The 14,704-nt window shown below is 70.6% G+C and carries 16 protein-coding genes; 6 read left to right on the top strand and 10 right to left on the bottom strand.

The genetic code is table 11. The features are described from left to right. Window positions 1-136 precede the first annotated feature (136 nt). The 4 genes from ccsB to IG63_RS0101660 all read right to left on the bottom strand — a co-directional run bounded on the left by ccsB (window position 137) and on the right by IG63_RS0101660 (window position 4,120). Window positions 137-1,129, bottom strand: coding sequence for a c-type cytochrome biogenesis protein CcsB (ccsB, locus tag IG63_RS0101675; protein ID WP_030482648.1), 993 nt, complete (start codon window positions 1,127-1,129; stop codon window positions 137-139). Beyond that, window positions 1,126-2,709 carry a cytochrome c biogenesis protein ResB gene (gene resB, locus IG63_RS0101670; RefSeq protein WP_084596487.1) on the bottom strand — a complete coding sequence of 528 codons (1,584 nt, stop codon included), beginning with the start codon at window positions 2,707-2,709 and terminating at the stop codon, window positions 1,126-1,128. Before resB ends, ccsB begins: the two co-directional genes overlap by 4 nt. A gap of 62 nt (window positions 2,710-2,771) precedes the next feature. Next, window positions 2,772-3,749, bottom strand: a complete 978-nt coding sequence (locus tag IG63_RS0101665; protein WP_051706033.1) for a M56 family metallopeptidase — start codon at window positions 3,747-3,749, stop codon at window positions 2,772-2,774. Between the two features lie 5 nt (window positions 3,750-3,754). Next, window positions 3,755-4,120 carry a BlaI/MecI/CopY family transcriptional regulator gene (locus tag IG63_RS0101660; protein ID WP_030482645.1) on the bottom strand — a complete coding sequence of 122 codons (366 nt, stop codon included), beginning with the start codon at window positions 4,118-4,120 and terminating at the stop codon, window positions 3,755-3,757. 202 nt (window positions 4,121-4,322) lie between these two features. Here IG63_RS0101660 and IG63_RS0101655 point away from each other — a divergent pair, with 202 nt between their 5' ends. The 4 genes from IG63_RS0101655 to IG63_RS0101640 all read left to right on the top strand — a co-directional run bounded on the left by IG63_RS0101655 (window position 4,323) and on the right by IG63_RS0101640 (window position 8,495). Continuing rightward, window positions 4,323-4,895 carry a copper resistance CopC family protein gene (locus IG63_RS0101655; protein WP_030482644.1) on the top strand — a complete coding sequence of 191 codons (573 nt, stop codon included), beginning with the start codon at window positions 4,323-4,325 and terminating at the stop codon, window positions 4,893-4,895. Between the two features lie 280 nt (window positions 4,896-5,175). Then, window positions 5,176-6,975 carry a bifunctional copper resistance protein CopD/cytochrome c oxidase assembly protein gene (locus tag IG63_RS0101650; RefSeq protein ID WP_169741744.1) on the top strand — a complete coding sequence of 600 codons (1,800 nt, stop codon included), beginning with the start codon at window positions 5,176-5,178 and terminating at the stop codon, window positions 6,973-6,975. Between the two features lie 162 nt (window positions 6,976-7,137). After that, a complete protein-coding gene (locus IG63_RS0101645) occupies window positions 7,138-7,788 on the top strand; it encodes a thioredoxin-like domain-containing protein (protein WP_030482642.1) in 651 nt (216 codons plus the stop codon). Window positions 7,789-7,874: 86 nt separating this feature from the next. Further along, complete coding sequence (locus tag IG63_RS0101640) at window positions 7,875-8,495, top strand: DUF305 domain-containing protein (protein WP_211249163.1); 621 nt, start codon at window positions 7,875-7,877, stop codon at window positions 8,493-8,495. An 18-nt stretch (window positions 8,496-8,513) separates the two neighbouring features. Here the strand turns inward: IG63_RS0101640 and IG63_RS0101635 are convergent, their stop codons facing one another. Further along, window positions 8,514-9,293, bottom strand: coding sequence for a cytochrome c biogenesis CcdA family protein (locus IG63_RS0101635; RefSeq protein WP_030482640.1), 780 nt, complete (start codon window positions 9,291-9,293; stop codon window positions 8,514-8,516). A gap of 91 nt (window positions 9,294-9,384) precedes the next feature. After that, complete coding sequence (locus IG63_RS0101630) at window positions 9,385-10,047, bottom strand: DsbA family protein (protein WP_036194277.1); 663 nt, start codon at window positions 10,045-10,047, stop codon at window positions 9,385-9,387. Between the two features lie 231 nt (window positions 10,048-10,278). Between IG63_RS0101630 and IG63_RS0101625 the strand changes: the two genes are divergently transcribed. Continuing rightward, window positions 10,279-10,836, top strand: a complete 558-nt coding sequence (locus tag IG63_RS0101625; protein WP_051706031.1) for a TlpA family protein disulfide reductase — start codon at window positions 10,279-10,281, stop codon at window positions 10,834-10,836. An 86-nt stretch (window positions 10,837-10,922) separates the two neighbouring features. Beyond that, window positions 10,923-11,603 carry a M23 family metallopeptidase gene (locus IG63_RS21220; RefSeq protein WP_051706030.1) on the top strand — a complete coding sequence of 227 codons (681 nt, stop codon included), beginning with the start codon at window positions 10,923-10,925 and terminating at the stop codon, window positions 11,601-11,603. Window positions 11,604-11,642: 39 nt separating this feature from the next. Here the strand turns inward: IG63_RS21220 and IG63_RS0101615 are convergent, their stop codons facing one another. The 4 genes from IG63_RS0101615 to IG63_RS0101600 all read right to left on the bottom strand — a co-directional run bounded on the left by IG63_RS0101615 (window position 11,643) and on the right by IG63_RS0101600 (window position 14,688). Continuing rightward, window positions 11,643-12,551: a cation diffusion facilitator family transporter gene (locus tag IG63_RS0101615; protein ID WP_030482636.1), complete on the bottom strand. Its 909-nt coding sequence runs from the start codon at window positions 12,549-12,551 to the stop codon at window positions 11,643-11,645. A gap of 64 nt (window positions 12,552-12,615) precedes the next feature. Next, a complete protein-coding gene (locus IG63_RS0101610; protein ID WP_084596481.1) occupies window positions 12,616-13,350 on the bottom strand; it encodes a cation diffusion facilitator family transporter in 735 nt (244 codons plus the stop codon). Further along, window positions 13,347-13,721: an ArsR/SmtB family transcription factor gene (locus IG63_RS0101605; RefSeq protein WP_157209990.1), complete on the bottom strand. Its 375-nt coding sequence runs from the start codon at window positions 13,719-13,721 to the stop codon at window positions 13,347-13,349. The genes IG63_RS0101610 and IG63_RS0101605 overlap by 4 nt, the downstream gene beginning before the upstream one ends. A 112-nt stretch (window positions 13,722-13,833) precedes the next feature. Beyond that, entirely contained in the window at window positions 13,834-14,688 is an 855-nt protein-coding gene (locus IG63_RS0101600; RefSeq protein ID WP_030482633.1) for a flagellar hook-basal body complex protein, read from the bottom strand. Window positions 14,689-14,704 lie beyond the last annotated feature (16 nt).

The following is a 14,704-nucleotide window of genomic DNA, read 5'->3' as shown; positions in this document are numbered from 1 at the left end:
CTTCCGTGGCCTTCAGGGGGTCTCATCGGCCGGATCGAGTGCGACCTGAGGCGGACTGCTGACCGAATTGCGCAGCTACTGCCGACGCCGGGGGGCGTCTGCCCCCAGGCGACGCGGACCGGTGGGTGCGCGAGGCTCAGACGCCGGCGTAGGAGTGCAGACCGCCGACCCAGATGTTGACGCCGATGAAGTTGAAGAGGAAGGCGAGGTAGCCGGCGAGGCCGAGCCAGCTGGCCTTCTTGCCCCGCCATCCGGCGGTGGCCTGGGCGTGCAGGTAGGCGGCGTAGAAGACCCAGGTGATGAACGCCCAGGTCTCCTTCGGGTCCCAGCCCCAGTAGCGCCCCCAGGAGTTCTCCGCCCAGATGGCGCCCGCGATGACGGCGAAGGTCCAGATCGGGAAGGCGATGGTGTAAGCCGTCTGGGCCGCCTGCTCGAGGGTCTCGGCTCGGGACGATGCGCTGCCGACGCCGCGTCGTCGCTCGCGACGGAGCTGGACCAGGTGGAGCACCGAGGCCACGGCGCCGACCGTGAACAACCCGCCGGCGACGATGGCCGCTGCCACGTGGATGACCAGCCACGCGGAGTCCAGCACGGGGATGAGTCCGGCCGCCGGTGTGTAGAGGACGGTCAGTGCCAGGCCCAGGAACAGACCCGCCGCGCCGGCGATCCAGACGCCTGCCGCGAGGAGCACGCGCGTGCGGGGTCGAGCCACGAGCACGAGGTACGCCGCCATGAACGCGGCGACCCCGACGACGGTGAACTCGTACATGTTGCTCCACGGCACCCGTCCGGCAGCCGCGCCGCGAGCGACGATGCCCGCGACCGTGAGCACGAGGCCAAGCCCCAGCAGCGAGGTGCCGATCGCGGTCAGGCGGGTGGTGCCCGGTGCCGATCGGGGCGACGATCCGTGGAGGTCCGGCTCCGGCAGACCACGGTCGACGGTGACGGTCGCTCCCCGTGCCGCGGTGAGGGCGACGGCCGAGGGCAGCCGGTCCGCGACCGCGGCGCGTCGTCGACCACGCGACGTCAGGGCGCTGCCGACGGCGAGCGACAGCATCGCCAGGACGTAGACGACCATGGCGCAGAGCACGAGTCGGTCGCTGACAAGGGCGTAGGTCGAGCTCGTCACTGGATGGCTCCCTCGTGCTCACGTGTCGATGCCCGGCCGGGAATCGGCGTTGTTGCCTCGACGAGATCGTCGGTGATCCGGTCGATCTCGGCGGCCAGGGCTTGCTCGTCCGACCGCCGCTTGGTGAGCGAGCGACCGCCGACCTCGACGATCACGAGCCCCGTGGAGACCTGCGGGTCGGGTTGCACCCGCACCCAGACGCGCCACCGCCGCACCGTGAGCGAGACCGTGAGGCCGAGCAGCAGCATCAGCCCCGCGACCAAGGAGATCTCCTTGCCCGGGTCGTGGGCGATCTGGAAGTTGGCGAAGCGGCTGACCCCGTCGAACCGGACGCTGCCCAGTCCGTCGGGCAGCCGCATGGTCTCCCCCGGCGCGAGCATCGTCCGGTCGTCACCACCACCGATGCGTTCCAAGTTACTGGTGTCAAGGGTGAACACGTTCTGGGCCTCTCCGGTGTCCAGTCCCAGGTCCCCGGTCCAGCCGGTGAGCAGCAGCCGTGGGTTGACGGGCGCCGGGAACGAGGAGAACGGCGCCCCGTCGTCGACCTGCTCGGCCGTCGGGAGGAACAGGCCCTGGAAGGCGAGCTGTCCGGGGCGCGCGTCCGGTGCCTTCAGGATCCCGTCGGAGGTGTAGCTGCTGTCGATGGGATAGAAGATCGTGGGGCCTGAGAAGACGACCTCACCGCGGCCGTCGGTGACGGTGATGCGCGGGGCGTAGCCGTGTCCGGTCAGGAAGAACTTCGTCTCGTTGACGTCCAGTGGGGCGTTGGGACGGATCACCTGCTCGGCCTCCTCGCCGTCGGCGCCCGACCACCGCACCGTCGCCTCGAAGGAGCGCGGCTCGCCCCGGGACTCCGGGTCTCCGGCGAAGCTCGCGTCGAACTGCTCCAGGGTGAGGGAGACCGGCTCCAGGGCGTCGACGTCGGTGAGCGCTGCCGGCGTGAACTCGTCGTACTGGGCGACCGAGTTGGTGAAGCTCTGCCCCTCGATGATCGCCACGCGTCCTTCGAATCCCGCCAGCTTGCCGAGCGCGATGCCCGCGAGCAGGACCAAGATGGAGAGGTGAAACAGCAGGTTGCCGAGCTCGCGGACCTGTCCGCGCTCGGCGCGCACCTCGTGGTCGACCACACGCACTCGGCGGTGCCGGCGGCGCAGCAGCGGGACGACCAAGTCCAGTGCGGTGGAGACGTCGGTCTCGAGGGCAACGCGTCGACCGGACGTGGTCCCGACCAGGGTGCGGGGGGCAGCCGGAGTGGATCGGCGTGAGTCACGCCAGAGCTTCAGGCAGCGGGGCACCACACATCCCGTCATGGAGACCAGCAGCAGCACGTAGACCGCGGCGAAGCCGGGTGAGGCGTACACCTCGAACAGGCCGAGCCGGTCCAGGAGCGGGGAGATGCGGGGGTTTTCGCGGATGAACGCGGCGACGGCGCCGGGATCGCTGGCCACGTTGCGCTGGGGGAGCAAGGACCCGGGCACGGCGGCCAGGGCCAGCAGGGCCAGCAGCGCCACTGCCGTGCGCATCGAGGTGAGCTGGCGCCATGCCCACCTGGCGAGGATGGTGGGGGAGGTGGCGGGCACGAGTGCAGCCTACTACTAGGACGTGTAGTAGATCGGACGCCCGAGCGGAGGGTCCGCCGGTCTCAGTGTCGCCCTTCGAGGTCCCAGCGGTGACTGGTGTCGCTCGTCGTCAGGCAGCACTGCTGACCGATGGTGCTAGCGCTGGGCAGCAGGCCGAGCGCCACGGGGGCGACGATCGCGGCGAGCGCGGTGCCGGCGATGAGGAGGCGGTGGGCGGGTGGCAGTGGCGCCATGGGCGTGAGGAGACGACGAGCTCGGTCGACGGTGGCTCCCCCGGCACTCAGTGCGCCCGACGGGCCCTGTGCCAGGTGCAGCATGGCTCGCGCCAGATGGGGGCGGGCTGTCATCCCCGCAGCGTCGTCGGCCTGCATCTCGACGAGACGCGCGACTTGGGAGGCGGCGAGCTCGAAGGTGCGAACGCCTCGGAAGGTGCGAGCAAGCGCCTGGGCGACGGCGAGCGCAAGGTCGTGACGGAGTCGCAGGTGGGCGCGCTCGTGCGCCATCACTCCGTCGAGCTCAACGGCCGTGAGCGACTCGGTGGCACCGGTGGTCGCGATGATGCGAGACCGTCGACCGGGAAGGCAGTACACGACGGGCGTGTGGTGCTCGATGACGATCAGACCGTCGACGCGGTGGGTGCCGGTGAGGAGCAGCGAAGCATGCTGGCGGCGGCGTCGTCGACGCGCTGTCAGCCGACCGCGCACGAGGAGGAAGCCGAAGCGGGTGGTGAGGCCGACGACGCCCGCCAGGCCCAGCACGGTCAGGACCCCGGTCTCGGGACGCCGGAGCTGCTCGGTGAGCACCGTGGTGCACAGGTGCATGAGCTCGGCGAGGCTCGACTTGGCAGGCAGCTGCGGGATCACCAGAGCGATGCTGGCGAGGGTGAGGCTCGACACGAGGCTCAGGCTCAGGCTCTGCCAGGCCAGGATGCCGAGCCCCGGGGCACGCATCGGCCACCGGGCGTCGGCGAGACGATGAGCGGCCGCCGATCCGAGGCCGGCCACGGCGAGGAGTGCCAGTGCGGTCCACAGTCCGGTCATCGCCGTCAACTCCTCGGTCCTTCGTCGGCGTCGAGCAGGCGGCGCAGCTCCGCCTGCTCGGCGGGCTCGAGGTTGTCGATGAAGCGGAGCAGTGTCGCGGTGCGGTCGTTGGCACCGCCCAGCACGTCCTCGAGGAGTGCCGCGGTGTGCGCCTCGCGGGTCTCGACCGCGGCGTACCGGAAGGCGCGGCCCACCTTGGTGCGGCGTACCAGGCCCTTGCGGTGCAGGTTGTCCATCACGGTCATGACGGTGGTGTAGGCGATGTCACGCTCACGCTCCAGGTCCTCCACCACCTTCCGCACGGTGACCTCGCGGTCCCAGGCCCACAGACGCTGCATCACGGCCGCCTCGAGCGTCCCCAGGTCCCGCATGTCGAAACCTCCGTTCTGCTGTCGCCGCCCGACTCGCCGGACCTGCCGGACCCGCCGACGAGCCGCCAAGTCCTAGGCGTCATAGTAGATTCCCGCCACGGCGTCCGCCGTCGCGGGAAGAGGACATCACATGGTTCGGGTCAGCGCACGTCTCCTCGGCTCCTCGAGGGCTGTGCGTCGTCCGTGGGGATTGCTCGCTGTCGTGAGCCTGCTGGCTGTACATGTCGTGCTCGGTGCCGGGCCGGCGGTAGCCCATGCCGCGTTGGTCGCGACCGACCCTGGCGACGGCGCTGTGCTCGACCAGGTCCCGCAGACGGTGACGCTGAGGTTCTCGGAAGACATCGAGCCGTCCTTCGTCGCCGTCAGTCTGCGCAGGGACGGCGCTACCCCGGAGCGTCTGAGCGCTGGCACCGACGGCGCTCAGATCACGGCGGAGATGCCCGCGATGGGAGCCCAGTCCGCGGGTGCGAGCCGATGGCAGGTCGACTACCGCGTCGTCTCCGCCGATGGACACCCGATCACCGGATCGCTCAGGTTCACCGTCGCCGCTACCGGTGGCCAGGAAGCGCCGACCTCGACAGCGCCGCCCACCACGCCCGAGCCGGAGGCGACGGACACCTCCCCCGACGAGGTGACGCCGGGGCAGAACGCCGCCGATGCCGGTGTCGATAACGACAGGGCGTGGATGTCGACGCTGATCATCGGTGGGATCACGGTGGTGGTCGTGGTCGCCGCGCTCAGCTTGTTGTCGCGCGGGCCGCGGCGTCGCGACTGAGGGCAGGACGACGACGATGGCGACGAGGCTGGATCGGGAGACCGTGCGCGTCACCCGTGCCTCGAGACCAGCGACGGTCACTGCTCGACGCGCCTGGCCGGTGATCGCCCTGACGCTCCTGCTCACGCCCTTCGTCGTCCTCGCTGCGACCTGGGCGGCCGGGGGAGTGCCCAGCACCGAGCTGCAGGGATTGCCCGATCCGGGGGTGGTCACGACGTGGGGACTTCGCATCGCGCAGTCGCTGCGCGACCTCGCGGCTGCCCTGACGGTGGGACTGCTGGTGCTGGCGGCCACCTGCGCCACGGGGCGCAGCGCGAGCAACCCCGGCGCGGTCGACGGTGCGCGGGCCGTGCTGCTGGCACCGGTCGCGGTGGCGGCGGCCGGCTGGAGCGTTGCCTGCCTGGCCCTGCTGGCACTCTCGTGGTCCGATGCCGCCGGCTGGCCGCTGCTGACGCCGGGAGCGCTGGAGCAGGTCGCCCACTTCGCACTGCAGTTCGAGCTCGGACGCGCACTGCTCGTGAGCTCCACCTTCGCAGCGGCCATCGCCGTCGCTGCCATGCGGGTCCGGCGCACCACGGCCCTCGGCGTCCTGGCCGTCATGGCGCTGGTGGCGCTCTGGCCGTTGGCCACGGTGGGTCATTCCGCCGGAGACCTCAATCACGATGTCGGCGTCAACTCCCTTTTCGGTCACCTCGTGGGAATCACCGTGTGGGCGGGCGGCGTGGTGGGGTTGGGGATCCTCGCGCGCCGGGCGCCGGACAGCCTGCCCGCCGCGGCGCGCCACTTCTCACCCATCGCGGGAGCATGCTTCGTCCTGGTCGCGGCGTCCGGTCTGACGTCCGCACTGCTCCAGGTGGACACGCCCGGTCAGCTGGCCTCCCCGTACGGAGCGCTGCTGACGACGAAGGTGCTGCTGCTGGGTCTGCTCGGAATAGCCGGCTGCTGGCACCGTGGGCGGCTGCTGCACCAGCTCGACGCCGGTCGACCGGGTGCGTTCGTGCGCATGGTGGCCGGCGAGGTCGTCGTGCTGTGCCTGGCGCTGGGTCTCGGGGTGGTCTTGTCCCGCACCGACCCCGCCGGCGGCCCTGCGAGGGCGCTGACCACCCCCGAGGCCCTGCTCGGCTTCGCGCTACCCCCAGCCTTGGAAGCGTCGGACTGGCTGCTCAACTGGCGGATCGACACCTTCTTCGCACCCTTCGCCCTGCTCGCGCTATGGGTCTATCTCCGACAGGTTCGGCGCCTGCGCCGCCGTGGGGACCGCTGGCCCGTGGGCCGCACCCTGGCCTGGGTCGCCGGATGGGGGCTGCTGGTGTGGGCCACCAGCGGCGCCCCCGGGGTGTACGGCCGTGTGCTCTTCAGCATGCACATGGTGCAGCACATGACGATCGCGACGGCCGTGCCCGCGCTTCTCGTCCTGGCCGGACCAGTGACCCTGGCACTGCGCGCGATCCCGAGTCGCCGTGACGGCAGTCGCGGCGCTCGGGAGTGGCTGCTGGTCCTGGTGCACCTGCCGCTCGCCCGGCTCCTGTCGCACCCGCTCGTCGCGGCACCGGCCTTCGTGGGCAGCCTGGTCGTCTTCTACTCCACGGGGCTCTTCGAGCTGTCGCTGCGATCTCACACCGCGCACGTGGTGATGGTGATCCACTTCGTGGTCGCCGGATACCTGTTCGCCTCGGGGTTGATCGGCATCGATCCGGGGATCAGCAGACCGGCCTTCCCCTACCGTGTGCTGATCCTGATGGTGACGTTCGGGGCGCATGCGTTCTACTCGGTCTCGCTGATGGCCAGCACGACCATCCTCGCCGAGGACTGGTTCGCCTCGCTCGGTCGTGACTGGGGCGCCTCGCTGGAGCGCGACCAGTACACCGGGGCCTCGATAGGCTGGGCGTTGGGCGACTATCCGTTGCTGATCATCGGCGTCGCCCTCATCGTCCAGTGGTTCCGCCACGACCTGCGCGAGCAACGACAGGTCGATCGCCGGGTCGATCGTGACGGCGACGCCACGTTGGCGTCGTACAACGCGTACTTGGCGGAGCTGGCCCAGACCCGCGACACGGTCTCACGACGGGAGCGCGGTTGAGCATCCTCGATGGTGATCGCACCTGCCGGAAGGCCCGGCTCGCACCGGTCGTTGTGCCGCATCCCGGCCGCGCCGACCTCGCGCCGTGAGACTTGGTCGACGGTGCATGCTGCTTCTGCACGTTCCTCGGCACGTGGTGCCGCAACCCGACGGGAGATGTTGATGCCGAAGAAGAGCTCGCGCCGCGAGGTGGAGCAGACACGCAGGGAGCGCGCGGAGCAGCTGCGCGCGCAGCAGCGGCGCGGTGAGCGCAGGCGCACCCTGGTGATCTGGTTGAGTGTCGCGGCGGTGCTGGTCCTCCTCGCGGGTGGCACGGCCTGGGGGCTGCGGTCGGCGTCCCAGGAGCAGGACGCCTTCGCCGCGACGGTCGAGGAGTTCGATGTCGACAGCGAGCACGTCGCCTCCCCGGTCGACTACGCGCAGACGCCTCCGGCAGGAGGGAAGCACAACGGCGCCTGGCTGAACTGCGGCATCTACGACGAGCCGGTGCAGAGTGAGAACGCCGTCCACTCGCAGGAGCACGGTGCTGTGTGGGTCACCTACGACCCCGAGCTCCCCGCCGACGACATCGAGCGGCTCACGGAGGCGATGCCCTCGACCTACGGCATCCTCTCGCCCTACCCCGACCTGCCGGCTCCCGTCGTCGCCTCCGCCTGGGGACGACAGATCCAGCTCGACGGCGCCGATGACCCCCGGCTCGAGCAGTTCATCCGCGAGTTCACGCAAGCGGGCGACGTCCCTGAGCCCGGGGCTGCCTGCACGGGTGGCGTCGACACCGCAGTCCCGCTGCAAGGCGAGTCGGTGGAGAGCTGAGCGGTCAGAAGATGTCCCCGTCGTCGAGCCAGGGTGACCGCGAGGGGGGCGGAGGGGACGGGCCGAGCCCGACTCGCCTGGCGTTGGTGCGTGGGATCGCTCTCGTCGTCACCGCGGCCGTCGCGGCGGGTGCCCTCCTGCTCGGGGTCCGGCTCGGAGGTGAGGAACAGCCTGCGGACGGCAGCGTCGAGGCGGGGTTCCTGCGCGACATGCAGGTCCACCACGCGCAAGCGGTGGAGATGTCGATGATCGTGCGCGACCGTACCGACGATCCCGACGTGCGCCGCCTGGCCTATGACATCGCCCTGGGGCAGCAGCAGCAGGTCGGCCAGATGTACGCCCTGCTGCGGTCGTGGGACCTCTCCCAAGTGCCCTTGGACGGGTACATGTCCTGGATGCCCGACGGTGGAGAGAGTCGCGGCATGGACGAGATGGACATGGGGGGCGCGGGGGTGGACCGCGAGGTTCCCATGCCGGGGATGGCTACGACCGCCGAGCTCGACGAGCTTCGGACGAGTCGCGGGGCCACAGCCGAACGGCAGTTCCTCGAGCTCATGATCCGTCACCACCAGGCCGGCGTCGACATGGCACAGTCGGCTCTCGGCGTGGTGGAGAACCAACAGGTTGGCCAGTTGGCGAGGTCGATGCAGCGGGGGCAACAGTCCGAAATCAGCCTGATGCGCGGGCTGCTCGGCCAACGGGAATGAGGCTCGCCCTCGGCAGTCCTACATGGGCGGCCGCCAGCTGGTCACGACACCCTGCAGTGACGCGATCAGTGCCGACCACGCGCCAGTGACCTGCAGCAGGCCGACTGCCACCAGCATCACCCCGCCCGCCGTGGAGATCGCGCGAGAGCGTTGTCGTACCCACGCGAATGCCTGCATGGCCCGGTCCATCGACAGTGCCGCGACGATGAACGGCAGACCGAGCCCCAGAGCGTAGGCGAGGGAGAGTAGGGCGCCGCGTCCGGCGGTCGCCGACGACGTGGCCAGGGCCAGCACCGCGGCGAGCGCAGGACCGATGCAGGGCGTCCAGCCGACCCCGAAGGCGGCGCCCAGCAGCGGAGCGCCCGCCAGCCCCACGCGCGGCCGCCACTGCGGTCGCAGCGTGCGGCTCATGACGGGCAGCCTCTGTCCCACCCCGGCGAACAGCAGGCCGAGGGCGATGGTGAGCACCCCGGTCGCCCGCAGCGCGACCTCCTGGTGGAGGACCAGCTGGGAGCCCAGTGCCCCGAACAGCGCACCGTAGGCGGTGAAGACCGTGGCGAACCCCAGCACGAAGAGCCCGGCGCCGATCACCGTCCGACGACGCCCGGTCAGGACGGTCGTGCCTCCCTCGTGACCCGGGGGCACCTCTGCGCCCGACATTCCGGCCACGTACGACAGGTACGCCGGCACCAGGGGCAACGAGCACGGGGTGAAGAAGGACAGCACGCCGGCTGCGACGGCGATCGGGGTCGCGACGAGCAGGGAGCCGTCGATGATCGCGTCCTGCACCTGCTGCATCACACGCGCCGTCGACGGCTCGGACGGAGCCGGGCGCCTGGTCGCCCGACGACCGGATCCGCCGCTCGGTGGCTGCTGAGTGCCCGCCGCGTCACGCGGACAGCGCGTCGTCGATGCGGTCGTAGAAGTCCTGGACGCTGCTGGGTTGGAACGGCTCGCCGTCGATGTAGAACGTGGGCGTACCGGTCACCCCCAACTCCTCGCCGTCGTCGACGTCGCGCTGCACGCGCTCGCGCACCTCGTCCGAGGCGTAGTCACGGTCGAACTTCGCCATGTCCAGGCCAAGGTCCTCGGCGAAGCCACGGAACAGCCGGTCCTTGCCCACGCGCTGCTCGCCCCACTCGGCCTGGGTCTCGAACATCTTCTGGTACATCTCCTCGAACCTGTCCTGCCGAGCAGCCGACTCGACGGCCCATGCTGCTCGCTCGGAGTTGAAGTGCCCCGGGAGCGGGAAGTACCGGGCCACGAAGGTCACCTTGCCCTGGTAGTCGTCGCGCAGCTGCTCCACCACGGGGTACGCGGCGCCGCACGCCTCGCACTCGAAGTCGAGGAACTCCACCACCGTCACGGCGCTGCTGCCTGCGCCGCCCAGGATCCGACTGTCCGCACGCATGAGCGGTGTGTCCGCCGTGCCTCCGGTCTCCACCGCCCGAGGCCCCTCGCCGCTCTGTCGGAGCACCCCGACCACGAGGACGGCCAGGATCAGGACGACGGCGGTGCCCAGGGCCACGGCCAGCTTCGTCTGTGTGCGCACGCGTCGCTCCATTCCACGATTACTAGATGCGATAGTAGTCGTGCCTCCACAAGGCGCTGGTCGGGCCCTGGAGCAAGGAAGGCGAGGCCTCGGATCCGGCCCAGCGGCGCTCGCGGAGTCGAGGTGCGCGGGATTCGGCCATTACTAAGTGGCATAGTACTGTGGGTCAGCGTGTTCACTTGCCCACGTCCCGCACGCTCATCGCGTCGCGGCCGGAGCCTCGTCGTCGCGGTGTTGCCGCTCGTGCTCGTGGCCTCCGCCTGCTCCGGTAGGTCGCGCGAGGCCGACGCCCCCGACAGTCCGGCGATCGCCAACGGCGCGGGGGGCTATGTCCAGGAGTACGAGCCCGGCGACCGCGCGCTGGTCGACGACTTCGAGGGTGAACTGCTCGGCGGGGGCCGGACCTCCTCGGACGACCTGGTGGGGCGGGTGACCGTCGTGAACGTCTGGGGGTCGTGGTGCGCCCCGTGCCGTGCCGAGGCGCCGGTGCTCCGGGCGGCTCACGAGCGCTACGAGCAGCGTGGCGTGCAGTTCCTCGGGCTCAACGTACGCGACAACGACGCTGCTGCACGCGCCTTCGAGAAGCGCTTCGAGATCGGCTATCCCAGCATCACCTCCGCCGACTCGCCGCGGGTGTCGTTGGCCTTCGGGGGGCTCCTCTCGGCAAGTGCCGTCCCGACCACGTTGGTGATCAGCGCGGATCGACGGGTCGCCGCACGCGTCACCGGCGAGGTGTCTGCCGGGACCTTGCGAGCACTGATCGACACGACGCTCGGCGAGGAGCGGTGAGTCACGAACGACGCGGCGCCCGACCCCACCTCGGACGCCGTGCGGGAGCGGTCGTCCTGGCCAGGGCGGCGATCGTCGTCACGGGGGTGGTGGGCCTGCTGATTCCGCACGTGGGTCATGGAGACGCCGGGCTCCTGGACCTCACGGGTGTGGCCACCGACGACGAGCAACCGTCGCGCGTCGCGGTGCGCACGCCCCTCATCGAGACCGATCCCGAACGGCGCGAACGCGCCGTGAGCCGGGACGCCGTGCGCGGCTCCGCCGCGCCACCTGGGGCTCGGCTCCTGCGTGCTGAGGTGCGTCAGCTCCGGGAGGCGCGCACCCGTCTCGGCAGGCAGGCCGACCGCCGGACCGAGGAGTTGGCGGCCGCCAGACGGTGGGTGCTCCCGATCGCGGCCTACCGCAAGACGGCTCGCTTCGGCCAAAGCAGCGGGCTCTGGTCCAGCACTCACACGGGACTGGACCTTGCCGCGCCCACAGGCACGTCGATCCGGAGCATCTCCGCAGGCACCGTCACGAGTGCCGGCGACGCCGGCTCCTATGGACTGCGCACGGTCGTGCGCGCCGACTCCGGCGAGGAGTTGTGGTACTGCCATCAGAGCCGCCTCGACGTCGGGGTCGGTGACGTCGTGGTGGCGGGGCAGCTGATCGGTGCCGTGGGTGCGACCGGCAACGTGACCGGCTCTCACCTGCATCTCGAGGTGCGGTCGGCGGGCAGTCCGGGCGACCCCGAGAGCGCGATGCGCGCGCGTGGACTGCGACCCTGACGGCACACCCACCAAGGGGTCAAGGAGCCCAGCCGCGTCCTACCACTGCACCTCGTCGCACTGACGGGTCGGTGCGGACTCCACCTGCAGGGTCGCGTGCTCGACATGGTGTGCGGTCCACAGCACATGCTGGGCCTCGACGAGGACCGTCTGTGCGTCACCGAGCGGGCCCACCACCAGATGGGCCGTGGCCACGTTCATCCCCGAGGTCAACGTCCACACGTGGAGGTCGTGCACATCGAGCACGCCACGGACGCCCTCAAGATCGGCAATCACCCGAGCGAGCTCTACCTCGGCAGGCACGTGCTGCCCGAGGACGGCCAAGACCTGCCGACCCAGGACCACGGCCCTCACGGCGACGAAGAGGCCGATTGCGACGGCCACCACGGTGTCCCACCACACCGCCCCGGTTGCCATGACCAACAGTCCCGCCACGATCACCCCGACGCTGCCTGCGGCGTCGGCGACGACCTCGTAGTACGCGCCCTTCACGTTGAGCGACTCCGCCGCTCCCGCCCTGAGGAGGACCATCGAGATGACGTTGACGACCAGCCCTAGCGCACCGACGACGAGCATGGTGCCGGTCTGCACGTCGACGCTCGATCCGACGCGGGACAGCGCCTCCACCACGACGTAGACGGCGACCCCGAACATGATCAGCACCGTGAGGCCGGACGCGAACACCTCGGCACGGTAGGACCCGTAGGAACGACGCCCCGAGGTGTCGACCCGGGTGGCGATCCGCGTCGCCACCAGCGCGGCACCGAGGGCCACCACGTCGGCCGCCATGTGCCCCGCGTCCGAGATCAGCGCGAGCGATCCTGACCACAGGCCGGCGATCAGCTCGACGATGAAGAAGGTCGCCACCATCGCGAAAGCGAGCGCGAGTCGCCGACGGTGCTTGCCGCCCGCGTGTCCAGACGGCGCGTGACCGTGACCGTGTCCCATCAGGCGACCGTCCGTCCGCACGTGTGCCTCACTGCCGGGAGGAGTGCACGCCGCTCCACCGTCCTCATCCCTCTCGAGCGGCGGACGCGCCGTGGGCACAGCGGGCGTCGGCGCACGTCCCAGCGGAGGTCGTCGTGAGGAGGGGCTGGGACGCTGCGACACCAGGTCCGCAGGTGCACCCCTCGCCTCGCCACGCGGACAGGCCCTCCCGCGCCGCGACCGCGGCGATGACGAGCCCCGCGAGGGGGTCGGCCCAGCTCCAGCCCCACGTCGCGTTGAGCACCAGTCCGGCGAGGAGGACGGCCGACAGATAGGTGCACAAGAGCGTCTGGGTGGAGTCGGCGACGACCGCGCCGGATCCCAGGGCGCGTCCGGTGCGGCGCTGCGCCCACGAGAGGAACGGCATGATCATCAGCGACGCGATTGCCAGCCCGATGCCCACCGAGGACGCGTCGGGCTCGTGACCGCCGAGCAGCGCTCGGAGCGACTCGGCCGTGACGTAGGCCGCCAGCGCGAAGAACGACACCGCCATCAGTCGGAGGGCGAGCCGCTCCCGGCTCTCGGGGAGGTGGTGGCGGAACTGCCACAGGATGATCAGGCCGCTGCTGACCTCGACGACGGAGTCGAGACCGAAGCCCACCAGGGCCACGGAGCCTGCGGCCAGTCCTGCCGTGACAGCGATGACCGCCTCGACCACGTTGTAGGCGACCGAGCCGGCGGCCAGCAGCTGTGCGCGGCGCTCGAGTCGCCGCCGTGCCGGGTCGGAGAGTCGCTCGCCCGCACCCGGCGACGTGCTCACGGGTCCACCTGCTCGCCGTACGACGGGCACAGCACCACCGCGTCGCCGGTGGCGGCGAGCAGCTCCTCCGTGGCGGCGAAGACCTTCAGCACGGCATCCGGGTGCGTCAGGGAGAAGACCGACGCCCTGCCCACCGGTCGGGACTCGACCAGGGCGCAGTCGCGGAGACAGGCGAGGTGCTTCGACACGGTCGACTGCGCCAGGCCGAGATGCGCGGTCAGCTCGGTCACGTTGTGCTCCCCGAGCAGCAGGTGCCTGAGGATCGCCACGCGCGAGGGGTCGCTCATCCCGCGGAACAGGCAGGCTGCCGCGCTGCCGGCGGCCCTCTCGTCGAGGTCAGGGGTGAGAGGGAGCGCGGTTGAACTGTGCATCGCCATGGAGCGATGTTATTCCGTGGGGGCATTGATCTGTCAACCCGTGACGGATCCGGCGCAGGAGGGTCGTGAGCCGGCGGCGAGACCCGCGCACGACCCTCCTCGAGATTCAGCGCTTGATGTTGACGAGCTCCTCGAGCACCTGGTCGGAGGTGGTGATCACCCGCGAGCTGGCCTGGAAGCCGCGCTGGGCCAGGATCAGGTTGGTGAACTCGGCCGCCAGGTCGACGTTGGACATCTCGACCGCGCCGCCCACGATGTCGCCGCGCATGCCCTCGCCGGGGATGCCCAGCTGCGGGTTGCCGGAGTTGGCGGACTCGCGGAAGCTGGTCTCGCCGACCTTCTCCAGGCCCATCGGGTTGTTGAAGGTGGCCAACGCCACCTGCGCGAGGTCGCGCTGCACGTTGTCGTTGAAGACGCCGCGCAGCTTGCCGTCGCTGCCGATGGTGAACGACGTCATCGCGACGCCGCTGGGCACCGGCGGCGTCGCGTTCGCGGTGTCGAGCGTGATGTCGATCAGGCCGCCGGTGGGGTTGCCGTTGCCGTCGAGGGCGTAGCCCTGCACCCGCGAGCCGGTCGGGGTGGTCAGGGTGCCGCCCTCGTCGAAGGTGAAGGAGCCGGCGCGGGTGTAGAGGTTCTCGCCGTTCTTCTTCACCACGAACATGCCGTCGCCCTGGATCAGCAGGTCGGTGGTGCGGCCGGTGGTCTGGGTGCCGCCCTGGTTGAGGTTGAGCGCGGTGCCGGAGACCGAGACGCCGAGGCCGACCTGCACCGGGTTGGTGCCGCCGCGGGCGGCGTTCTCGCCGGAGGCCGCGGTGAGCATCTGGCTCAGCGTGTCCTGGAAGACGGTGCTGCTGGACTTGTAGCCGACGGTGTTGGCGTTGGCGATGTTGTTGCCGGTGACGTCGAGCGCGACCTGGTTGACGCGCAGACCGCTGATGCCGGCGAAGAGCGAGCGAAGCATGGTGGTTCCTCTCGGG

Source organism: Nocardioides aequoreus (genome assembly GCF_000720335.1).
Classification (GTDB): domain Bacteria; phylum Actinomycetota; class Actinomycetes; order Propionibacteriales; family Nocardioidaceae; genus Marmoricola; species Marmoricola aequoreus.
The sequence above is the reverse complement of the archived record's forward strand: the minus strand, read 5'-3'. Positions and strand labels throughout refer to the sequence as shown.